Genomic DNA, 21,982 nt, shown 5'->3' on the forward strand with positions numbered 1-21,982 from the left:
CGCCCTCCTCGCCTCAGGGCATCCGCGCCAGCGGCGAAGGGCCGACCAGCACGCGCTTGGCGTCTAGGTAGGCGCGCTGCCAGTAGCTATTCTGCAGGCTGTCCAGGCGTACCGTGCCGCCGGTGCGTGGCGCGTGCACGAAGCGGCCCTCGCCGACGTAGATCCCGGCATGGCTGACCGTGCGTCCGCCGGAGGTGGCGAAGAACACCAGGTCGCCGGTCTGCAGGGCCTGCACCGGCACGCTGGGAGCGCGCATGGAGATCATCTCACGGGTCGAGCGCGGCAGCTTGATGCCGGTCATGTCGCGGTAGACGAAGTTGATCAGGCCGCTGCAATCGAAGCCCGAATCGGGCGTGTTGCCGCCCCAGCGGTAGGGCGTACCCACCAGGCCGAGGGCGCGGAACAATACATCGTCGGCGGCGGGGGAGAAATTCGTCGCCGGACGGAACACGACCTGTTTGGCGGGCGCGGGAGGCGGCGCTTTGCTGGCGCAGGCGGTAAGCAGCGCAGCAAAGGCGAGGAGCGAGAATCGAGCCAGTGCGTGCATAGTGAAAGCCTTCCTGGTACGGAATGCCTTCACTTTGCTACGACAAAGAGTTAAACGCAATACTTAAAGTAAAACTTTAAGTTTAGCGCTTGCTGGTCAGGGTGTCCTTGTAGCCAGGCTCGAGCACCCGCTTGGCTTCCATGTAGCTCAGGCTCCAGTAGCTGGAGTCCAGGCTGTCCACCCGCACCCCGCCGCTGCGACGGCTGGCGGAATGGATGAACTGGCCGTCGCCGATGTAGATGCCGGCGTGGCTGACGCGGCCACGGCCACGGTTGTTGAAGAACAGCAGGTCGCCGGGCTGCAACTCGTCCTTGGAGACCAGCGGCACGTCCATATCGATGAGTTCGCGGGTGGAGCGCGGCAGCTTGATGCCGGCCTCCTCGCGGAACAGGTAGCCGACGAAGCCGCTGCAATCGAAGCCTTTCGCCGTCGTGCCGCCGAAGCGGTACGGCGTACCGATCAGCTCGAAAGCGCGCTCGAGGATGCTGGACGCCAGCGCAGGCGTACCAGCCGATGAATTGTCCGCCCCTTCGTCCTCAACATTCTGCCAAGCGATCACGTCGCGTTCGACGTCGATGCTGCTCTTGGCTGCGGCCGGCTCTTTGGCGACCTGCGGCTCCGGCGAATGGCTGGCGCATGCGGCCAGCAACAGAACGAAACTCATGGGCACGAGGGGTGCTAAGCGTTTAAGCATGGGCACGACCGTGTCTCATTAGTTTTACTAGCGGGCTAATTTGCCCTCTCGATCAAACCTATGCAAGTTTTTTATCGATAAATGTGACTCAGCACCTGCGGCATGATGTCTAAGGCTCGTCCTGTCATTTTCACATCGACCCGCCCGCTGAGGTCGGTGGTGCCGGGATTCACCTCCGCGGTGAAGCCTCCCGCCTGGCGCGTGCGCAGCACCGGCTCGACGATATAGGGGAAGCTCGCGGTGGTCCCCACCACCAGCACCGCCTCGAAGCCCTTGCGCAATTCGCGGTACAGGGCGTCGATCGCCGCCTCCGGCAGCATTTCCTCGAACAGCACCACCGGCGGCCGCAGCACGCCACCGCAGGCCGCGCAGCGCGGCGGCAACCGGCCGTGCAGATGTTCTTCCAGGCCGCCGCTCTCGGCGCCGCAGGACTGGCAGTAGAGCGGCGCCAGTTCGCCATGGATCTCGATCAGGCGTTCGACCGGCGAGCCGGCCTGGCGATGGAAGCCATCGATGTTCTGGGTCAGCACCCAGCATTCCGGCTTGCGCTTCTGCAACTCGGCGATGGCTTCGTGGCCGGCGTTGGGCCGCGCCGCCAGGCAAGCCTTGCCGAGTTCCGCGAGGTACTTCCAGCACAGCGCCGGATCGCGCCGCAGCATCGGCCCGGAGAGTGCCGCCTCGATCGGCAGGCCCTCCTCCGTGCGCCCGTTGTAGAGGCCGCCGAGGCCACGGTAGGTCGGCATCCCCGAGTCGGCGGAAAGACCGGCGCCGGTGATGACCAGGATGCGCTCGGCATGCCGCAGGGCGCGGGCGACGATGGCGATCGGGCTGTGGCTGTCCATGGGCGGCTCCTGTCAGGCTGGCGGGCTGGCGGCTGGCGATAAACCCAGTCGGCGCATGCGGCCGAGCAGGGTCGTGCGCGGTATCCGCAACCGCGCGGCGGCCCGGGAGAGATTGCCGCGTGCCTGGCGCATGGCGTCTTCTATCAGGTTGCGCTCCTGTTGCGCCAGCGCCTCGCGCAGGCCTCCGACCGCCGCGGTCTTCAGCGCGCGCGCGGCCTCGGCGACCACGGCCTCGGCGCCATCGTCGGCGAACGCCACCTCATCCAGCAGTGCGCCGCCCTCCCCGTGCAGCAGCAGGCTGCGGCGGATCACGTTTTCCAGTTGCCGGACATTGCCCGGCCAGTCGCAGGCCAGCAATTGCGCCAATGCCCGCTCGCCAAGGGCGGTGACGCGCGGGTTGAGGCTGCGCGCATCGCGCCGGACGAAGGCCCGCGCCAGCAGTTCGACATCGCCGGGACGCTCGCGCAGCGGCGGAATGCACAGGCTGCCCACGTCCAGCCGGTAATAGAGGTCCTCGCGCAGGCGTCCCTCGGCGATCGCCTGGCGCGGCGGCTGGTTGCTCGCCGCGATCAGGCGTACGTCGGCCCGCTGCGGGCTCAGGCTGCCCAGCGGCAGGTAGCTGCCATCCTGCAGCACCCGCAGCAGCTTGCTCTGCATGGCCATGGGCATGGAGTTGATCTCGTCGAGGAACAGCGTCCCGCCCTGCGCCAGGGCGAACATGCCCTTGCGGTTCTCGGCGCCGGTGAAGGCACCGCGGGTGGTGCCGAACAGCGTGCTTTCCAGCAGGGTCTCGGGGATCGCCGCACAGTTCAGGCTGATCATCGGGCCGCCGCGCCGCGGGCTTAGCGCATGGGCGCGGCGAGCGAACAGCTCCTTGCCGGTACCGGTCTCGCCATGGACCAGCAGCGGCAGGTCGGTGGCGGCGAAGATGTCCAGGCGGCGCAATTGTCGCAGCAGGCTCGGCGCCTCGCTGAGAATGGCCGGACAGTCGCCCACGGCAGCGGGCTCGTCAGCCTCCGCCACCACCTCGCCGACCTCCATCGCGCCGACCAGCTCGCCGCCACGTCCACGCAGCGGAACCGCCCGGTGGCGGTACTGCAGCAATTCGCCGCCGGCGCCGACATAGGCCTGTACGGTATCGATGGACGGCCGCCCCTGGGCCAGGCAACGCAGCAGGGTGCTCTGCTCCGCCGCCAGCCAGGGCGCGCTCTGCAACACGTGCATGCCCAGCGCCTGTTGCGGATCGAGGCCGTCGAGCAGGCCACTGGCGCGGTTGTAGTAGACGAAACGGCCAGCCGGATCGACCACCGTGACCGGTTGTCGCAACCCATCGAAAATCGGTGCGAGACAGCCGACCAGCCAGGCCAGCTCGTCGCTTCGCGTTGAATTCGTCGGTTTTTCGACAAGTGCCATGCGCGCCCCCGCTTCCTGATGTCGAGATATCGACAGATGTCCCATGATCGACCATCCGCGGCTTCCGGTCCTTGGTCCGGATCAACGAATCCACCGCAAAGCCAGGGAAATCTTCCGATTTATCAAGGTTTTCCCGCACGAAACCCTCGCCGTCCCTGGCGCGCGGCTTGCAACGATCACCTCGTCCCAACACGAGGAAAACCATCATGTTCAAGCACATCATCGCCCGCACCCCCGCCCGCAGCCTGGTCGACGGCCTGACCTCCAGCCACCTCGGCAAGCCGGACCACGCCAAGGCCCTGGAGCAGCACAACGCCTACATCCGTGCCTTGCAGACCTGCGACGTGGACATCACCCTGCTGCCGCCGGACGAACGCTTCCCCGACTCGGTGTTCGTCGAGGATCCGGTGCTCTGCACCCGGCGCTGCGCCATCATCACCCGCCCCGGCGCGGAGTCCCGGCGCGGCGAGACCGAGATCATCGAAGAGACCATCCAGCGCTTCTACCCGGGCAAGGTCGAGCGCATCGAGGCGCCCGGCACGGTGGAGGCCGGCGACATCATGATGGTCGGCGAGCATTTCTACATCGGCGAATCGGCGCGCACCAACGCCGAAGGCGCCCGGCAGATGATCGCGATCCTCGAGAAACACGGCCTCAGCGGCTCGGTGGTACGCCTGGAGAAAGTCCTGCACCTGAAGACCGGGCTCGCCTACCTGGAGCACGACAACCTGCTGGCCGCCGGCGAGTTCGTCGACAAGCCGGAGTTCCAGCGCTTCAACATCATCGAGATCCCCGAAGAGGAGGCCTACGCCGCCAACTGCATCTGGGTCAACGAGCGGGTGATCATGCCCGCCGGCTATCCCCGGACCCACGAGAAGATCGCCCGCCTCGGCTACCGGGTGATCGAGGTCGACACCTCCGAGTACCGCAAGATCGACGGCGGCGTCAGCTGCATGTCGCTGCGCTTCTGACCTCGCCCAACGGCGGCGGGCACCTGCTTGCCGTCCCTTGTCGCCCGCGCCAGGGCCTGGCGCGGTGCGACCTACCGGATGCAGTTTCGGAGGTGTCACATGCCGGATTCGGACAAGGGCAAACTGGGCTTGCCGGCGCTGACCGCGCTGGTGGTGGGTGGGATCATCGGCAGCGGCATCTTCAGCCTGCCGCAGAACATGGCCGAGGGTGCCGGCGCCGGCGCGATCCTGATCGCCTGGGCGATCACCTTCGTCGGCATGCTGACCCTGACGCGGATCTTCCAGTGGCTGTCGACCACCCGTCCCGAACTCGACGACGGCGTCTACGGCTATGCCCGCGAGGGTTTCGGCGAGTACCTGGGTTTCAACGCCGCCTGGGGCTACTGGATTTCCGCCTGGGTCGGCAACGCCGGCTACCTGGTGGTGCTGTTCAGCGCCCTCGGCTCGTTCGGCGCTCTGGCCTTCTTCGGCGACGGCACCACCTGGCCGGCGCTGCTCGGCGAACTGGCGGTGCTGTGGCTGATGCACGCCTTCGTCCTCCACGGCGTGCACAACGCGGCGATCACCAACGCCATCGTGACCCTCGCCAAGGTGGTGCCGATCGCCCTGTTCATCCTCTGCGTGGCCCTGGCCTTCCGCATCGAGACCTTCCACCTGGACTTCTGGGGCAGCCCGGCGCTGGGCAGCGTCACCCGCCAGGTGGAAACCACCATGCTCTACACCGTCTGGGTATTCCTCGGCATCGAGAGCGCCACGGTCTATGCCAGCCACGCGCGGCGCGCGGCCGACGTCAGCCGCGCCACCCTGCTCGGTTTCGTGGTCACCCTGCTGTTGCTGGTCTGCGTCTCGGTACTCTCGCTGGGGGTGGTGCCGCAGCATGAACTGGCGCAGATGAAGAACCCGTCCATGGCCCAGGTGATGGCCGCCGCGGTGGGCCCCTGGGGTGCCACGCTGATCAACGTCGGGCTGGTCGTCTCGGTCGGCGGGGCGCTGCTGGCCTGGACCATGCTGGCGGTGGAAATGCTCTACCTGGCCAGCCGCGGCGCCAACCACACCGCCCCGGCGCTGTTCGGTCGCACCAACGCGGTGGATACCCCGGCGCCGGCGCTGTGGTTGACCAACACGCTGATCTCGGCGTTGCTACTGGTGGCCTTCCTCAACGCCTCCGGCTACAACGCGCTGATCCAGCTGGCCACTTCGATGGCGCTGATCCCCTACCTGCTCTGCGCCGGCTTCTGCCTGAAGCTGGTGACGCGCCGGCCGCGCCCGGGGGCACTGCTGGCGCTGGCAGCACTGGGGACGCTCTATGGGGTCTGGCTGATCTACGCCGCCGGCCTGAAATACCTGCTGCTGTCGATGATCCTCTACGCGCCGGGCCTCGGCTTCTTCCTCCATGCCCGTCGCCAGCGCGGCCTGCCGGCGTTCGGCAACCCCGCCGAGGGCGCCGTCGCGACGCTGGTGCTGGTGCTCGCGCTGGCGGCGCTGTGGATGATCGGCAGCGGTCGGCTGAGCCTCTAGCTCAGTGGTTGACGGTATGCGCCAGCATCACCGACAGCTGGCACAGCGGCCGCCTGCTCTCCTCGCGCCACTGGTTGAAGGCGGCCTGCACGGCGGCCAGGTCCTTGAGGCTGGTGGGCGGCTTGTCGATGATTTCCTGGGCCTTCAGCGCGGCGACCATGTCGTCGGTGGGAATGAAGGTGTCCTTGCCGGCCATTCGCAGGAAACGCGGCGCCGACAAACCGCCGAGCTGGTTGCCGCGTTTGGTCAGCAGCTTCCACAGGCCGACGATGTCGGTTTCCGGCCAGTCGGCGAGCAGGTTGCCGAAGCTGCCATGTTCGCGGGCCAGGTCGAGCACCATCTGCGCGTTGCGCGGCACGCTCTTGAGCTTGCCCAGGTGGCGGATCAGGCGGGCATCCTGCATCAGCCGCTCGAGATGCTCGGCGCTCATCAGCACGACCTTCTGCGGATCGAAGCCGAAGAACACCTCCTCGAAGGCCGGCCACTTGGCGTCCACCAGGCTGTGCTTGAGGCCGGCGCGGAAGATCCGCAGGCTGATCAGCGACAGGTAGCGGTCGTCGCCCACCGCGCGCAGCTCGGCGGCGCTCTTCGGCTGCGGCAGGCGCGCCTCCAGGGCCGCCCTGGAACCAAAGCGGTTCAGGCAGTATTCGTACATCCAGGCGTAGTCGCGCATCGGAACTCCTTGCAGACCGGGGAGAAGAACTGACCGGCGGCGCGGCTCAGAGGTTCATCACATCGAGGAAGCGCGGCGTGGCGCTCTCGTCGATGCGCAGGCTGGCGAAGTCGAACAGGTTGCGGTCGGCCAGTTGCGACGGCACCACGTTCTGCAAGGCGCGGAACATGATCTCGGTACGCCCCGGCGACTTGCGCTCCCACTCCAGCAGCATTTCCTTGACCACCTGGCGCTGCAGGTTCTCCTGCGAACCGCAGAGGTTGCAGGGGATGATCGGGAACTCCTTGAGCTGGGAATAGGCCTCGATGTCCTTCTCGCTGCAGTAGGCCAGCGGGCGGATCACCACGTTGCGCCCGTCGTCGGCCAGCAGCTTCGGCGGCATGGCCTTCAGGGTGCCGCCGTAGAACATGTTGAGGAAGAAAGTCTCGAGAATGTCGTCACGGTGGTGACCGAGGGCCATCTTGGTCGCGCCGATCTCGTCGGCGAAGGTGTACAGCGTGCCACGGCGCAGGCGCGAGCACAGCGAGCAGGTGGTCTTGCCTTCCGGGATCTTCTCCTTGACCACCGAGTAGGTGTCCTTCTCGACGATGTGGTACTCGACGCCGATCGACTTCAGGTATTCCGGCAGGACGTGCTCCGGGAAGCCGGGCTGCTTCTGGTCCATGTTCACCGCGACGATCTCGAAGCGGATCGGCGCGACCTTCTGCAGGTAGAGCAGGATGTCGAGCATGGTGTAGCTGTCCTTGCCGCCGGACAGGCAGACCATGACCTTGTCGCCATCCTCGATCATGTTGAAATCGGTGATGGCTTCGCCGGCCAGGCGGCGCAGGCGCTTCTGCAGTTTGTTCTGATTGACCGAAAGGGTGCCCATGGTGCTCTGGAATCCGGGTGTACGAGGAGAAAAGCTGGCTATTTTACGCACAAAACACCCGGCCGGGATACGCACTTACCCCGTCGACAGGCAACCGGCAACATCCTTCCATCCATGGGCAATCCGCCGGTCCCATGCGATGGAGACAGGCGCCGCCACCCGATCAGCGCCTGATTGCGCCTTCGTTGGGCAGAACGCCTGCGCAAAGCGGTGCCCATCGCGTTCCTTCAGGGTTGCCTCGCAGCTCCGGGCAGAGAGGCTCCGCCAGCCACTGGATGTCGGCTAGCCGCCTGCCTCGTCGCAGAGTTTCTGCAACTCGGTGACCAGGCGGGCGGCGTGGAACCCATCGCAAACGGCGTGGTGTACCTGCACCGCCAGGGGAACGAGTGTCTTGCCGGCCTGGGAATAGTACTTTCCGACGGTGAACAACGGCGCAAAGAAGTTGTTCGCGCTGGCGAAGTTGAAATCGAAGCTGGTGAAGCTTACCCAGGGATTAGCCGAGACGTAGAAGACATTCTCGATGAAACCCTTGGGGAAATACGAATGGTCGTTCCGGTATTTTTCCCTGTCCATGGAATATTCGGCGAGGAAACGCGCCAGATCATCGTGGTAGTGGCTCCAGAAGGACGAGAATGTCTCGGTATCGGGATGGAAGGTCGTGTAGTTGGGATGGACGCAGTCCCAGACGATCAGCTCGTCGCCTTTCATGGCCATCCGGTATTCCGGGAACCGGTTCACCACTTTCGCAATCGAGTGAATGAACACCGGATAGAACCTGTAGCCCCTGGACCTGGTGAAGTCGAGCAGCCGCGTGATATCGAGTTGAACCGTCTGGCTGAACGTGCACTGCCCGTCGCCTCTGAATATTTCGAAGTGCTCCCGCCTGTTCCAGGACGAAATATCCACTCTCGTATAACTCATGATTACCTTTCACCGGTTGTCTGGCATGACCGTTCATTGTGCCACTCCGATCGACCTCGCGTATCATGCCGAGCAGCGGAACGGCCCGCATTACAGACGCGACGCCAGCCGCCCGTTGCCAACGCCCGATGCTAGTCTTGTCCCATGACTGCCGACCTCGACCATCGCCTCGACCTCGCCGGGCAGATCCTCTGCCTGCTGCGCGAGCACCCCGAAGGACTTTCCGAATACCAGCTGATCCGGTTGCTGAAAGCCCGCCATTCCACGCATATCCCGCACCGCGAGCTGGCCGACAAGCTGGTGCTGTTCCGCACCCATTTCCTGCTGTTCAACGCGCTCTACCACTTGCGCGACCACCTCCGCGCCGAGGGCGAGGCGCACCTGGAGATCAGCCCGCTGAGCCTGCGCCTGCGGCCCTACGTCGCTGGCGAGCAGGCGCTGGAGCGGGGCGACCCGTTGCGCGACTACTATCTCGACCTGCGCCACCTCGGCCAGACCAGCGAGGCCGACGTCGAGCGGCTGCTGCAGAGTTTCTGGACGCGCATGCAGGGCGGCGAGGAAAAGGCCGCCGCCCTCGCCCTGTTCGAACTGGACGGCGCTGCCGACTATCCCGCCATCAAGCTGCGCTACCGGCAACTGGTCAACCAGCACCATCCCGACCGCGGCGGCAGCACCGCGCGCCTGCAATCGATCAACAAGGCCATGGAAATACTGCAACGCTATTACAGCCGGCCGTGAAACTTCGATTTGCTCTAACCCCGCAAGCGACGCGGGGTCGGCCCGTTCCTATACTGCGACATAAGGTCGCATAGGTCGGCCGAGCACCGGTTGGCGCTGTCCATGCGCGTCCGGCGCTTCGCTGGGGGGCGGCCGCATAAGAACGAGGAGGAAACGGGCATGATCCATCATGTATGGGGGCTCTTCACCCATCCCGATCAGGAATGGCAGGAAATCCGTGGCGAAGAGGAAAGCATCAGCCACATGTACCTGACCCACATCCTGGTCCTGGCTGCCATACCGGCGATCTCCGCCTATATCGGCACCACCCAGGTCGGCTGGGTGATAGGCAATGGCGACCCGGTCAAGCTGACCCAGGCCAGCGCGCTGCAGATGACCGTGCTCACCTACCTGGCGATGCTCGCCGGGGTCGCGGTGATGGGCGCCTTCATCCACTGGATGGCGCGCACCTACGACGCCAACCCGAGCCTAACCCAGTGCATCGTGTTCGCCGCCTACAACGCCACGCCGCTGTTCATCGCCGGGCTGGCGGCGCTGTACCCGCACCTGTGGCTGGGGATGATCGTCGGGGTGGCCGCGATCAGCTACACGGTGTACCTGCTCTACGTGGGGATTCCCACCTTCATGAACATCCACAAGGACGAAGGCTTCCTGTTCTCCAGCTCGGTGCTGGCGGTCGGCCTGGTGGTGCTGGTGGCGATGATCGCCCTGTCGGTGATCCTCTGGGGCAGCGGGGTCGGCCCCGAATACACCAGCTGAGCCGCCGTGCCATGCGACCGGGCCGCAGGCAACCGCCGCCCGGTCCTTTTCCTGCCCACCGCCGCGCTTGCCTGATCCTGCACCCCGGACGAGCGGTCGCCATGACGACTGCGCCCTCCCTCCTCTCTCCGGCATAATCGCCCGCTGCCGGAGTTTCCCGAATGCCCGAACACCTCAACGCCCGCGTCGAGGCCTGCTATCGGCAGGCCGAAGACTTCTTCCAGCGCACCTTTCCTCGCCCGACCGTCAGCTTCCGCCTGCGCGGCCAGAAGGCCGGGGTCGCCCACCTCGACGAGAATCTGCTGCGCTTCAACCCCCAGCTGTACCGCGAAAACCGCGAACACTTCCTCGAACAGACCGTGGCCCACGAAGTCGCGCACCTGATCGCGCACCAGTTGTTCGGTCCGCGCATCCGTCCCCACGGCGAGGAATGGCAACTGATCATGCGCGGTATCTACGGCCTGCCGCCGGACCGCTGCCACACCTATGCGGTCAAGCGCCGCACCGCCACTCGCTACCTGTACCGCTGCCACTGCCCGGAGCACAACGACTTCCCGTTCTCCGCGCAACGCCACAACCTGGTGGCCAAGGGGCGCCGCTACTACTGCCGGCGCTGCAAGGCAACCCTGGTATTCAGCGGCGAAGTGACCCGCGACTGACTCAGGCGATCGCCCTGGCGGCCTTCAGCTCGGCGATCCGCTCGGCGGTATAGCCCAGCCCTTCGAGCACCGCCACGGTATCGGCGCCCAGCGCCGCGCCGATGTGGCGAGGCGCCGGCAGGCCGGCGGAGAACTTGATCGGGCAGGCCACCTGCGCCTGGCTGCCACCTTCCGGCCTCGGCACCTGGGCGACCAGCCCGCGTGCCTGCAACTGCGGGTGCGCGACCGCTTCGGAGAGCGGCAACATCGGCTCGACGCAGGCATCCAGGGCGGCGAACACCTCCTGCCACTCGGCGAAGTCGCGCTTTTCGAATTCGATCTCGATCTCGCGCTTCAGCGCGCGCTGTTCTTCCGGCTTCGGCGACAGGCCGCGGGCGGCAAGCTCCGGACGGCCGAGGGCAGCGCAGAACTGCTGCATGAACTGCGGCTCCAGGCTGCCCACCGAGAACCAGCGGCCATCGCGGGTGCGGTAGTAGTCGTAGAAGCTGCCGCCGTTCAGCGCCAGCGCCTCCATCTCCGGCTCGACCCCGGCCGCGAGGTAGCCGGCGCCGGCCATGCCGTGCAGGCTGAAGGCGCAATCGGTCATGCTGACATCGACGAACTGCCCCTCGCCGGTCTGCTGTCGGTGGATGACCGCCGCCAGCAGGCCCATCACGCCATGCAGCGAACCGCCGGCGATATCCGCCAGTTGTACCCCCAGCGGCAACGGCCCGCGTTCGCTGCGGCCGGTGTAGCTGGCGATCCCGGCCAGGGCCAGGTAGTTGATGTCGTGCCCGGCGCGCTCGCGGTAGGGCCCGGTCTGGCCGTAACCGGTGATGGCCACGTAGATCAGGCCCGGATTGACCGCCTTCAGCGCCTCGTAGCCGACGCCGAGCCTGTCCATCACTCCAGGACGGAACTGTTCGAGGACGATGTCGTACTCGCGCACCAGTTCCAGCACCACCTCGCGCGCGCCGGGCCGCTTCAGGTCGAGGCCGATGGAGCGCTTGTTGCGGTTCAGGTAGGCATGGCTGGCCGAGGTGCCGTCGACGTGCGGCGGCAGCACCCGCACCAGGTCCATGCGTCCCGGGGACTCCACGCGCAGCACGTCGGCGCCCATGTCCGCCAGCAGCAGCGAGGCGAACGGCCCTGGCAGCAGGGTGGAGAAATCCAGCACTTTCAACGAAGACAACGGGCCTTTCATGGTCACTCCTGGTATTCGCCGGGGGATCGTCGAGACATGGTGCCGACAGCCTAGCCGCGCGACGCGCGACGCGACATGGCCGTGGCGTCGGCCGGGCTCAGAGCTTCATGCCGCGGCTGATGATCTCCTTCATGATCTCCGAGGTGCCGGCGAAGATCCGCTGGATACGGGCATTCGCGTACATCCTGCAGATCGGGTACTCCCACATGTAGCCCCAGCCGCCATGCAGCTGCACGCCTTCGTCGACCACCCTGCCCAGCAGCTCGGTGGTGAACAGCTTGGCTTCGGCGGCGACTTCCGGGGTCAGCTTCTTCTGGTTGTGGTCCATCACGCAGCGGTCGGTGAAGACCTGCGCCACGTCGATCTGGGTACGCATCTCGGCGAGCTTGAAGCGGGTGTTCTGGAAGTGCGCCACCGGCCGGCCGAAGGCCTGGCGCTCCTTCACGTAGTCGATGGTCGCCTGCAGCGCCGCCTCGGCCCCGGCCACCGCGCCGCAGGCGTTGGTCAGGCGCTCCTGGGCGAGCATGTTCATCAGGTAGAAGAAGCCGCCCTTGGCGTCGCCCAGCAGGTTTTCCTTAGGCACCCGCACGTTGTTGAAGAACAGCTCGGCGGTGTCCTGGCTCTTCATGCCGAGCTTCTTCAGGTTGCGCCCGCGCTCGAAGCCCTCCATGCCGCGCTCCACCAGGAACAGGCCCATGGCGTGCCGGTTCGCCGGGTCGGTCTTCGCCGCGACGATCACCACATCGGCCAGCAGGCCGTTGGAGATGAACACCTTGGAGCCGTTGAGCAACCAATGGTCGCCCTTGTCCACCGCGGTGCTGCGCATGCCGGCCAGGTCGGATCCGGCGGCGGGTTCGGTCATGGCCACGGCGAGGATGGTCTCGCCACGGATGATCCCCGGCAACAGGCGGGCCTTCTGCTCGGCGTTGCCGTACTCGGCGATGTAGGGGCCGCACAGCGCCGAGTGCAGCGGGATCATGAAGCCCGGTTCGTTGATCCGCGCCAGCTCCTCGCACATGATCTGCTCGTAGCGGAAATCCTTGAGCCCGGCGCCGCCGTATTCCTCGTCCGCCCAGGGCAGCAGGAAGCCCATCTCCCCCGCCTTGGCCCACACGCCACGATCGACCACACCGGCCTCTTCCCATTCTTCCTGGTGCGGCACCACCTCCTTGAGGAGGAAGGCGCGGAAGGCATCGCGGAACAGGTTGTGTTCGGTCTCGAAGATCTGCCGTTGCATGTTCTGGGACTCCCTGGCGGTCAGTGGTCCCGCAGGGTAGGCGGCGCCGGCCGGCGCCCTCAATGACGCGAGCGCTCAGGCTCGCTTGACCGAATCGGACAGCTACCAGTCCATGCTCGCCGGCTCCACCCCCTGGTGCGAGGGAAACAGCGGCAGCACCTCCTCGGCCAGTTCCTGGATGACTTCCGCCGCCGGCCTGGCGGAGAACTGGATGCCCAGGGCGGCATGGTTGACGCCCGCCGCGCGCCACTCGCCGAGCAGCTCGATCAGGCCGTGGCGCCCGGTGCGCAGGACGTAGCCGCCGTGCAGGGGCGTGCGCGGATACGCCGGGTCGTCCACCAGGTCGAGCCATTCGTTGGTCATGTGCGGGCGGAACCCGCCATCGGTGATGGACATCCTCCAGGCGCGGATCTTCCCGGCCAGGCGACGTGGCCCGGACGCATCGACAGTCGACTCCGGATAGGTCAGCCAGCCATCGGCCTGGCGCGCCAGCCAGTCCGCCGTCTGCCGCGCGCTACCGGTGACGATCAGCGGAATGGCGCCGGCCGCCGGACGCGGCAACAGCTCGGCGTCGTCCAGCGTGGCCAGCGACGAGGCGAAATGCCGGCTGCCGTGGAACAACTGACGCAGGTAGTCCAGGCCCTGGGCGAAACGCTCGCCGCGTTGCGCATGCTCCAGGCCGTAGGCGGGAAACTCCAGCGGCCGGTCGCCGGAGGCGAGGCCGAGGACCAGGCGTCCGCCGGACAACCGGTCGACGCTCGCCGCGGCCTTGGCCAGATCCACCGGCTGGCGCAGCGAGAGCACCGCGCTGCCGGTGGCCAGGGCGATACGGTGGGTGCGCGCGGCCAGGTAGCCGAGGTAGGTGAACGGATCGAACACCTGCCCGGCGTCGCCGAAGCGCGGGTCGAACAACGGCACGTCGCGCACCCAGACGGCGGCGAACCCCAGCCGGTCGATCTCCTCGACCAGCCGCGCCTGGCCCAGCAGCACCGCCATGTCGCCCTGGTAGAAACGCAGCGGCAGGAACAGGCCCAGGGTCAGCGCGTCCTCGGCGAACATCCGCCGATAGCCCGGGTGCCCGGCGAAGGCCGCCGCCGAGGCGCCTTGCAACAGGGCGCTCATGGTCCCACCGCCGGTTCCGGCAGGACGATCCCGCGCCGCACCGCCGGCCGCTGGGCCATGCGTCGATGCCAGTCGTCCAGGTGGCGATGATGACTGAAGTCGAAGTCGACGATGCGCGCCGTGTGGGTCCAGCCGAAGGTGGCGATGTCGGCGATGGAATACTGCTCGCCGGCCAGCCAGGGCCGTTCGGCCAGGCGCCGGTCGAGGGTGGCGAAGATTTCCTCGGAGAGCCGCCGGTAGCGTTCGATGGCAGGTGCGTGGCGCTCTTCGGCGAATATCTCGAAGTGCACCCGCTGGCCGAGGATCGGCCCCATGCTCGATGCATGGAAGGTCAGCCAGGTCAGGGCCTCCCAACGCTCGCGGGGCGACTCGGGCAGCAGTTGGCCGGTCTTTTCCGCCAGGTACTGGAGGATCGCCGCCGATTCGAACAGGGTTATGCCGGCGGCGCGGTCGACCAGCACCGGGATCCGGCCATGCGGATTCAGCCGCAGGAACGCCGGGCGGCGCTGCTCGCCGTGGTCGATGCGGACGTGGTGCAGCGCATAGGGCAGCCCCAGTTCCTCGAGAGCGATGGTGATCTTGAAGCCGTTGGGTGAACTGTCGCTGTACAGCTGGAGGGAAGGCATCGCGAATATCCTTGCGGCGGTGGATTGTACGGCGCCGTACCGTCGGGACCGGCGACGACCGGGAAGCGGGCCTGCCGCTTCCCGCGAGCCGAAGAAAGCAGCTAGGCTAAAATGCTTCCCGTCTCGCACCGTCATGCTGCTCCCAGGCCCGGCGGGAGAGAAACGATCCTTTCTCCAATCTCTTTATAGAAAAACTGAAACCATGGGTGCCGTCCTTCCGCTCCTCGCGCTACGCGCCTTCGTCGAAACAGCCCGCCACGGCAGCCTGACCCGCGCAGCCGTCTCCATGGGCGTCACCCCCGGTGCGGTGAGCCAACAGCTACGGCTGTTGCAGGCGCGCACCGGCGTCGCCCTGTTCCAGCGCTCCAGCCACGGCATGCGCCTGACCGCGGCGGGCGAGCAGGTCTATCCCGGACTCCGCCAGGCCTTCGAGCAGATCGCCGCAAGCCTCGCCCAGCTGGAAGCCATCAATGCCCGGCAGACCCTTACGGTGAGCACCGAGCCCTCCTTCGCCGCCGCCTGGCTGGTGCCGCGCCTCGGCCAGTTCAGTGCTCGCCATCCCCAGGTGGAAGTCCGTGTCGAGGCCTCGGCGCAGCTCGCCGACCTGCGTCGGGAGCGCATCGACGTCGCCATTCGCCACGGCCTCGGCGACTACCCCGGGCTCGACGTGCAGGCGCTGATGGCGCCGCCACTGATCCCGGTGGCCAGCCCGCGCCTGCTGGCGGAAGGCCCGGCGCTCTGCGAAGCGGCCGATTGCCTGGCCTACCCGCTGCTGCAGGAAGCGGAGCGCCGCGACTGGCGCCTGTGGCTGCAGGCGATGGGGGTGGCGGACGACCCCCGGATGGACAGGGGCCCGGCCTTCGCCGACGACCTCCTCCTGCTGCGCGCCGCCGAGGCCGGCCAGGGCATCGCCCTGGTGCGCGACATCCACGCCCGCGCGGAGATCGCCAGCGGCCGCCTGGCGCTCGCCCTCGACAGCCCCTGGCCGAGCCGCTTCGCCTACTATGCGGTGAGCCTGCCCGGGGCGGCGCAACGGGCGCCTCTTTCCCAGTTCCTCGCCTGGCTACGCGAGCAGGCCGCCACCGAGGCATAAAAAAACCCGCCACGAGGGCGGGTTCGAAGGGCGGCAGGGAGCTCTTCACTTCCCCCTGCCGAACAGGGTTGAGCTTAGACCGCTTCGCGGCCGCCCACCGGAATATCGCTGGCGGGCGACGAGGCGTTGCCCTCGCCGGCCAGTTCGCGCTGCAAGGTGCCTTCGTCGAGCTGCTTGCACCACTTGGAAACCACTACCGTGGCCACGCCGTTGCCGACCAGGTTGGTCAGCGCGCGGGCCTCGGACATGAAGCGGTCGATGCCGAGGATCAGCGCCAGGCCGGCGACCGGCAGGTGGCCGACGGCGGAGAGGGTCGCGGCGAGCACGATGAAGCCGCTGCCGGTGACGCCGGCGGCCCCCTTGGAAGCGATCAGCAGCACCAGCAGCAGGGTGATCTGGTGGGTGATGTCCATCGGCGTGTCGGTGGCCTGGGCGATGAACACCGCGGCCATGGTCAGGTAGATCGAAGTGCCGTCGAGGTTGAAGGAGTAGCCGGTGGGAATCACCAGGCCGACCACCGACTTGTTGCAGCCGAGCTTCTCCATCTTGTCGATCATCCGCGGCAGGGCCGACTCGGAGGACGAGGTGCCGAGCACGATCAGCAGCTCCTCGCGGATGTACCTGATGAAGCGCAGGATGCTGAAGCCATGGGCGCGGGCGATGCCGCCGAGGACGATGAGCACGAACAGCAGGCAGGTGATGTAGAAGCACAGCATCAGTTGGCCGAGCTGCACCAGCGAGCCCACGCCATAGGCGCCGATGGTGAAGGCCATGGCGCCGAACGCGCCGATCGGGGCGACCTTCATGATCACGTTGATGATGTTGAACATCACGTGGGAGACGCGCTCGATGAACTCGAACACCGGCTTGCCGTAGCTACCCAGGCGATGCAGGGCATAGCCGAAGAGCACGGAGAAGAACAGGACCTGGAGGATGTCGCCGTTGGCGAACGCGCCGACCACGGTGCCGGGGATGACGTTCATCAGGAAATCGACGGTGCTCTGCTTCTCGCCAGCGGCGGCGTAGGCGGCGATCTTGCTGGTGTCGAGAGTGTTCGGATCGACGTGCATGCCGGCGCCCGGCTGGACCAGGTTGACCACCACCAGGCCGATGATCAGGGCCACGGTGGAGACGATCTCGAAGTACAGCAGGGCCATGCCGCCGGTCTTGCCGACCGACTTCATGCTCTGCATGCCGGCGATGCCGGTGACCACGGTGCAGAAGATGATCGGCGCGATGGCCATCTTGATCAGTTTGACGAAACCGTCGCCGAACGGCTTCATCGCCACCGCGGTCTCGGGATACCAGTGGCCTAGCGCGATACCGATGGCGATGGCGACCAGAACCTGCACGTACAGGCTCTTGTAGAAGGGTTGTTTGGTCATGGGCAGAGTCCTCGCGGGGAGCGCCTCGCCAGTTCCCTGGATCGCGCCCACCGGTAGCGTTACCCCCCTTGCCGGGGAGATTTTTTGTCGTGATCCGCCGCGGCGGAACCTTGCCCAGGCATTGCAGAGGCTGTGCCAGAAACCTTGATCAGATAATAAAATCTTTATAAATCAATAAGTTGATATAAAAATGAAAATGCATAGCGCACTAAGCGTGGCGGATTACCGCCCGCCGGACTGGTTGCGCCGTCCACGCCTGGCGGGACTCCGCCACTCCCTTGTCCTCGTCCGGGCCGCGCCCTACCATCGCCGTTCCAACAACAAGGACGCCGCCATGCGTGAGCGCACCATCGCCAGCCACTTCGTCCGTGCCGCCCTGCGCGGGGCCACGCGCCAGGGCCTGGACGGCCCCGCCCTGCTGCGCCGGGCCGGCATCCAGCCGGCACTGCTGGACGAACCGCGGGCGCGTATCGCGCCGGAGCAGTTCACCCGCCTGATGCAGTTGCTCTGGGAAGCGCTGGACGACGAATACATGGGCTTCGGCGAGGTACGCAGCAAGCGCGGCACCTTCGCCATGATGTGCCACACCCTGATCCACTGCCGGACCCTGGAAAAGGCCCTGCAGCGCGGCGAGCTGTTCTACGGGCTGTTTCCCCAGGCGCCGCTGGTCCACCTGCGGCGCGATGGCGAGCAGGTGCGCCTGAGCCTCGAGGAAAGCCACCTGGCGGACCCGGACCACTTCCTCGCCGAAAGCCTGCTGGTGATCTGGCACCGCCTCGCCAGCTGGCTGATCGGCCAGCGCATCCGCCTGGAGGAGGCCACCTTCAGCTACCCGGCGCCAGAGCACCAGGCCGAGTACGACCTGCTGTTCCCCTGCCCCCGGCGGTTTTCCGCCGGCTACACCAGTCTGCTGTTCTCCGCCCGCTACCTGGGCATGCCGCTGCTGCAGGACGAACGTACCCTCAAGCAGTTCCTCCAGCACTCGCCCGCCGACCTGCTGGCCCGTCCGGACGGCGGCGACAGCCTGACCAGCCAGATCCGCCGCCTGCTCGGCCGCGACTGCCGGCGCTGGCCGGATCTCGACCAGGTCGCCCGCCAGTTGCACATGAGCTCGCAGACCCTGCGCCGCCACCTGCGCGAGGAAGGCGGCAGCTTCCAGCAACTCAAGGATCACCTGCGCCGCGACCTGGCGATCTACCACCTGGGTCGCGACGAGCTGTCGATCCAGGATATCGCCGAACAGCTCGGCTTTTCCGAGCCCTCGGCCTTCCACCGGGCGTTCAAGAAGTGGACCGGCCTCACCCCCGGCGCGTACCGTCTCCAGGCCGAGGCCTGAACCTCAGCCCAGCCCCTGGCGGCGGGCGCCGCGCAACTGTTCGAGCACCGTGGCGAACGGCTGCGGCCGTCCCACCGCGTAGCCCTGGGCGTAGTCCACGCCGAGGCGTGCCAGGTGGTCGAGGATCTCCCGGCTCTCGACGAACTCCGCCACGGTCACCGCGCCCAGGCGCTGGGCGATCTGGTTGATGGAGTCGACGATGGCCTGGTCCACCGGGCTCTTGTCCAGGTTACGGACGAAGCTGCCATCGATCTTGATCGCATCGACGGCGAAGTTCTTCAGGTAATTGAACGAACTCAGGCCGGAGCCGAAGTCGTCCAGCGCCACCTTGCAACCGAGGTCGCGCAGCTTGTCGACGATTCGCGAGGCCACCGACAGCTGGTTCATCAGCGCCGTCTCGGTCAGTTCGAAGTACAGCCGCTCCGGCCCCAGCGGCGAGTGTTCGATGCGGTCCAGCAGGTAGGGCAGGAACAGCGGGTCGTTGAGCGAATTGCCGGACAGGTTGATGCCGATGGTCAGGCCATCGATGGCGGCGATCCGCGGCCCGAAGTTGATCAGCGCCTCATTGATCACCCAGCGGTCGATGCTGGCCATCAGGTTGAAGCGTTCTGCGGCGGGAATGAAGGCGCCCGGCGGGGTCATCTGGCCATCCGGATCGTACAGCCGCAGCAGCAGTTCGTAATGCCGGCCGCCATCGCGGCGCGCGACGACCGGCACGATTTCCTGCGCCTGCAGCTGGAAACGGTCGTTCTCCAGGGCTTCGCGCAGGCCGCTGGCGAGCAGGATGTCGCGGTGCTGGCGCTCCACCTCCTCGTGGCCGAACTGGTACACCGAGACCCGGTTGCGCCCGGCGTGCTTGGCCGCGTAGCAGGCCACGTCGGCCTGGCTCATCAGTTCGCTGGTGCTGCGCGAGGTGGCGGTGAGCGCGGTGATGCCGATGCTCGCGCCCACGTCGTAGACCCGCCCCTCCCAGGGGAAGCGCACCGAGCAGATCTGCTCGATCAGCTTGCTCGCCACTTCCTCGGCCACCGCCAGATCGCAGTCGAACAGCAGCAGGCCGAACTCGTCGCCGCCCAGGCGCGCCAGGGTGTCGGAGGCCCGGGTACGGTCGGCGAGGATCCGGCTCAGCTCGCGCAGCAGCATGTCGCCGGCGGCGTGTCCGGCGGAGTCGTTGACCACCTTGAAGCGGTCCAGGTCGATGAAGCACAGCGCATGCTGGCTCGCCCGCTCCTGCGCATTGGCCAGCGCGCGCCGCAGTTCCTCCTCGAACTTGGTGCGGTTGAACAGCCCGGTGAGGGCATCGTGGGAAGCGTGATAGCTCAGCTCGCGCTGCATCGCCCGGGCCTTGGTGACGTTCTGGAACACCAGCACGGTGCCGATGATCTCGCCGTCACGGGTGCGCACCGGCGCCGCGCAATTCTGGATGTCGTGCTGCTCGCCCTTGCGGCTGATCAGCGTGGCGCCATCCTCCAGGTAGAACACCCGGGTGTTCTGCAGGCAGCGTCGCACCGGGCTGTCGAGGGTATCGCCGGTGTCGCTGTCGAGCACGTTGAAGACCAGTTCGTGCGGCGCGCCGAGTGCATCCTGCAGGGTCCAGCCGGTCATCGCCTCGGCCACCGGGTTCATGAAGGTCACCCGGCCGCCGGCATCGGTGGTCAGCACGGCGTCGCCGATCGAATAGAGGGTGACCTGCAGGCGTTCCTTTTCCTCGTACAGGGTTTCCGCCAAGGTGCGGATCTCAGTGATGTCGCTGTTGATGCCGATCATCCGCACCGGCCGGCTGTCCTCGTCGCGGGTCAGCGTGGCGATCGCCCGCAGGTGGCGGACCTGCCGGTCCGGACGGACGATACGGAACTCGCAGTCGAACTTCTGCAGCCCGCTGAGGGCGCGATCCAGCTCGTGCAGCACACGCTCGTGGTCGTCCGGATGGAGGGCCGCCTGCCACTGCTCCACCGTGGTCTCGCCCGGCCCGCTGCGGATGCCGTAGAGATCGAACATGCGGAAGTCCCAGTGCAGGCGGTTGTGCCGCAGGTCCCATTCCCAGATGCCGATCTGGCCGGCATCGGTGGCCAGCTTGACCCGCTCGGCCAGGCGCTCGCGCTCCAGCTCGGCGCGCTTGCGGCTGTCGATGTCCTCGACCTGGGTCACGAAGTACTGGGCGATGCCTTCCTCGTCGCGCACCAGCGACACGCTGATACGCGCCCAGAAGGTCTCGCCGTCCTGGCGCAGGTAGCGCTTTTCCATCTGGTAGGAATTGATCCGGCCGGCCAGCAGGTCGCGGACCAGGTCGAGGTCCAGCTCCAGGTCGGCGGCATAGGTGATCGCCTGGAACGTCAGCTCGCCCACGCGCTCGGCGGGATAGCCGAGCATCCGGCACAGCGCCTCGTTGACCTTGAACAGCCGGCCGTCCAGCGCCACCAGGGCCGTGCCGATCGCCGAGAACTCCATGGCCCCGCGGAATTGCGCCTCGCCGATGGCCACCTGATGCTGCTCGCGCCGGCTGCGCTCCATGATCACCGAGACCAGGAAGGCCGGGATCAGGGTCAGGGCCATCGGCAGGTACAGCAGCGGTTCGCCGAAGCGCTGCTGGGACGATTCGGGAGCGAACACACCCATGGCGATCAGTACGGCGATGAAGCAGGTGTTAAGGCAACCGATCAGCGCGGTGCCGAACACGCTGGTGCTGGCCGCCGCCACCAGCAGCGGCAGCAGCACATAGATGAAGGAGTACGGCAGCCGGGTCAGGGCCACGAAGCTGATGAACAGGGTCGCCAGCAAGAGCATCGCGTTGTCCACCCCGGCGCGCCCGGAGAGCCCGTGGCGCCATGTCGCCAGGCTGCTGGCCAGGCACAGCGGGAGCAGCGCGAGCATGCCCATCGCATCGCCGACATACCAGCGCGCCCACATCTGCGGGAAGCTTCCCAGGCCGAACAGGCTGACCAGCGCCGCCCCCACCGAGGCGCCGAGCAACGGCGGTACCAGCGCGCCGGCCCAGAGCACGCGCACCGCCGAAAGCAGGTTGAAATCGAAGTCCTCGCGCACCCGGTTCATCCGCAACAGCATCGCGGCGAAGGTCGCCTCGCTCAGGTTGGCCGGAAGGAAGGCCGCGCTCATCCACAGGCTATCGCCATACAGGCGGTTCGCCGCGAGGTTGGCCAGGGCGGTGCAGAACAGGATCATCGGCCATTGGCGCAACGGCGCGCGCAGCAGGGCCGCGGCGAGGATCGCGTTGGGCAGCCAGATCGCCGCGATGGTGGCGGGCTGGCGCGACAGGTAGATGCAGGCCAGGGCGGCGAGAAAGAATAGCGCGCCGGTCCGCATACCCGGCCAGAATCCGTTATTCCCGATTTTGCCACTGAACATCCGCTCGAATCCCCGGTACCTGCATCAAAGG

20 protein-coding genes are annotated in these 21,982 nt (G+C 66.8%); 7 read left to right on the forward strand and 13 right to left on the reverse strand.

Going from position 1 to position 21,982, the window contains the following annotated elements:
* Window positions 1-13 precede the first annotated feature (13 nt).
* From PSPA7_RS19850 to PSPA7_RS19865, 4 genes are all read right to left on the reverse strand, one after another.
* Window positions 14-547, reverse strand: a complete 534-nt coding sequence (locus PSPA7_RS19850; protein ID WP_033998808.1) for a C40 family peptidase — start codon at window positions 545-547, stop codon at window positions 14-16.
* An 82-nt stretch (window positions 548-629) separates the two neighbouring features.
* Window positions 630-1,247 carry a C40 family peptidase gene (locus PSPA7_RS19855; RefSeq protein ID WP_023443045.1) on the reverse strand — a complete coding sequence of 206 codons (618 nt, stop codon included), beginning with the start codon at window positions 1,245-1,247 and terminating at the stop codon, window positions 630-632.
* A gap of 65 nt (window positions 1,248-1,312) precedes the next feature.
* On the reverse strand, window positions 1,313-2,083 hold the full coding sequence (locus tag PSPA7_RS19860; protein WP_012076651.1) for an NAD-dependent deacylase: 771 nt from the start codon (window positions 2,081-2,083) through the stop codon (window positions 1,313-1,315).
* A 12-nt stretch (window positions 2,084-2,095) separates the two neighbouring features.
* Window positions 2,096-3,496 carry a sigma-54 interaction domain-containing protein gene (locus PSPA7_RS19865; protein WP_012076652.1) on the reverse strand — a complete coding sequence of 467 codons (1,401 nt, stop codon included), beginning with the start codon at window positions 3,494-3,496 and terminating at the stop codon, window positions 2,096-2,098.
* Between the two features lie 206 nt (window positions 3,497-3,702).
* Here PSPA7_RS19865 and ddaH point away from each other — a divergent pair, with 206 nt between their 5' ends.
* The gene (gene ddaH / locus PSPA7_RS19870; RefSeq protein WP_012076653.1) at window positions 3,703-4,467 is read left to right on the forward strand and encodes a dimethylargininase; all 765 of its coding nucleotides are present in this window, start codon (window positions 3,703-3,705) and stop codon (window positions 4,465-4,467) included.
* Window positions 4,468-4,566: 99 nt separating this feature from the next.
* Window positions 4,567-5,985 (forward strand): basic amino acid/polyamine antiporter, encoded by a 1,419-nt coding sequence (locus PSPA7_RS19875; protein ID WP_003156919.1) that lies wholly within the window; start codon window positions 4,567-4,569, stop codon window positions 5,983-5,985.
* Between the two features lies 1 nt (window position 5,986).
* Here the strand turns inward: PSPA7_RS19875 and PSPA7_RS19880 are convergent, their stop codons facing one another.
* The 3 genes from PSPA7_RS19880 to catA all read right to left on the reverse strand — a co-directional run bounded on the left by PSPA7_RS19880 (window position 5,987) and on the right by catA (window position 8,450).
* On the reverse strand, window positions 5,987-6,658 hold the full coding sequence (locus PSPA7_RS19880; RefSeq protein ID WP_012076654.1) for a DNA-3-methyladenine glycosylase I: 672 nt from the start codon (window positions 6,656-6,658) through the stop codon (window positions 5,987-5,989).
* A 46-nt stretch (window positions 6,659-6,704) separates the two neighbouring features.
* A complete protein-coding gene (ttcA, locus tag PSPA7_RS19885; RefSeq protein ID WP_003156921.1) occupies window positions 6,705-7,529 on the reverse strand; it encodes a tRNA 2-thiocytidine(32) synthetase TtcA in 825 nt (274 codons plus the stop codon).
* Window positions 7,530-7,811: 282 nt separating this feature from the next.
* On the reverse strand, window positions 7,812-8,450 hold the full coding sequence (gene catA / locus PSPA7_RS19890) for a type A chloramphenicol O-acetyltransferase (RefSeq protein WP_012076655.1): 639 nt from the start codon (window positions 8,448-8,450) through the stop codon (window positions 7,812-7,814).
* Window positions 8,451-8,594: 144 nt separating this feature from the next.
* On the opposite strand from catA, the gene PSPA7_RS19895 reads away from it, so the two are divergent.
* The 3 genes from PSPA7_RS19895 (at window position 8,595) to PSPA7_RS19905 (ending at window position 10,606) form a co-directional block, all read left to right on the forward strand.
* Window positions 8,595-9,188 carry a DNA-J related domain-containing protein gene (locus PSPA7_RS19895; protein WP_012076656.1) on the forward strand — a complete coding sequence of 198 codons (594 nt, stop codon included), beginning with the start codon at window positions 8,595-8,597 and terminating at the stop codon, window positions 9,186-9,188.
* Window positions 9,189-9,347: 159 nt separating this feature from the next.
* The gene (locus PSPA7_RS19900) at window positions 9,348-9,947 is read left to right on the forward strand and encodes a Yip1 family protein (protein WP_012076657.1); all 600 of its coding nucleotides are present in this window, start codon (window positions 9,348-9,350) and stop codon (window positions 9,945-9,947) included.
* Window positions 9,948-10,108: 161 nt separating this feature from the next.
* Window positions 10,109-10,606, forward strand: a complete 498-nt coding sequence (locus PSPA7_RS19905; RefSeq protein WP_003156924.1) for a SprT family zinc-dependent metalloprotease — start codon at window positions 10,109-10,111, stop codon at window positions 10,604-10,606.
* Window position 10,607: 1 nt separating this feature from the next.
* Here the strand turns inward: PSPA7_RS19905 and PSPA7_RS19910 are convergent, their stop codons facing one another.
* From PSPA7_RS19910 to PSPA7_RS19925, 4 genes are all read right to left on the reverse strand, one after another.
* Complete coding sequence (locus PSPA7_RS19910) at window positions 10,608-11,789, reverse strand: CaiB/BaiF CoA transferase family protein (protein ID WP_003156925.1); 1,182 nt, start codon at window positions 11,787-11,789, stop codon at window positions 10,608-10,610.
* 97 nt (window positions 11,790-11,886) lie between these two features.
* Complete coding sequence (locus tag PSPA7_RS19915; RefSeq protein WP_012076658.1) at window positions 11,887-13,026, reverse strand: acyl-CoA dehydrogenase family protein; 1,140 nt, start codon at window positions 13,024-13,026, stop codon at window positions 11,887-11,889.
* Between the two features lie 102 nt (window positions 13,027-13,128).
* Window positions 13,129-14,148 (reverse strand): LLM class oxidoreductase, encoded by a 1,020-nt coding sequence (locus PSPA7_RS19920; RefSeq protein ID WP_012076659.1) that lies wholly within the window; start codon window positions 14,146-14,148, stop codon window positions 13,129-13,131.
* Complete coding sequence (locus PSPA7_RS19925) at window positions 14,145-14,774, reverse strand: glutathione S-transferase family protein (protein ID WP_012076660.1); 630 nt, start codon at window positions 14,772-14,774, stop codon at window positions 14,145-14,147. The genes PSPA7_RS19920 and PSPA7_RS19925 overlap by 4 nt, the downstream gene beginning before the upstream one ends.
* Before the next feature lie 202 nt (window positions 14,775-14,976).
* On the opposite strand from PSPA7_RS19925, the gene PSPA7_RS19930 reads away from it, so the two are divergent.
* Window positions 14,977-15,867, forward strand: coding sequence for a LysR substrate-binding domain-containing protein (locus tag PSPA7_RS19930; protein ID WP_012076661.1), 891 nt, complete (start codon window positions 14,977-14,979; stop codon window positions 15,865-15,867).
* Between the two features lie 74 nt (window positions 15,868-15,941).
* Here PSPA7_RS19930 and dctA read toward each other — a convergent pair whose 3' ends face one another.
* Window positions 15,942-17,252: a C4-dicarboxylate transporter DctC gene (gene dctA / locus PSPA7_RS19935; protein ID WP_012076662.1), complete on the reverse strand. Its 1,311-nt coding sequence runs from the start codon at window positions 17,250-17,252 to the stop codon at window positions 15,942-15,944.
* A 334-nt stretch (window positions 17,253-17,586) separates the two neighbouring features.
* Between dctA and PSPA7_RS19940 the strand changes: the two genes are divergently transcribed.
* Window positions 17,587-18,588 (forward strand): AraC family transcriptional regulator, encoded by a 1,002-nt coding sequence (locus PSPA7_RS19940; protein ID WP_012076663.1) that lies wholly within the window; start codon window positions 17,587-17,589, stop codon window positions 18,586-18,588.
* A gap of 3 nt (window positions 18,589-18,591) precedes the next feature.
* Here PSPA7_RS19940 and PSPA7_RS19945 read toward each other — a convergent pair whose 3' ends face one another.
* Window positions 18,592-21,951, reverse strand: coding sequence for a diguanylate cyclase (locus PSPA7_RS19945; RefSeq protein ID WP_041025381.1), 3,360 nt, complete (start codon window positions 21,949-21,951; stop codon window positions 18,592-18,594).
* Between the last annotated feature and the right edge of the window lie 31 nt (window positions 21,952-21,982).

The sequence above is a fragment of the Pseudomonas paraeruginosa PA7 genome, assembly GCF_000017205.1.
Taxonomy (GTDB): domain Bacteria; phylum Pseudomonadota; class Gammaproteobacteria; order Pseudomonadales; family Pseudomonadaceae; genus Pseudomonas; species Pseudomonas paraeruginosa.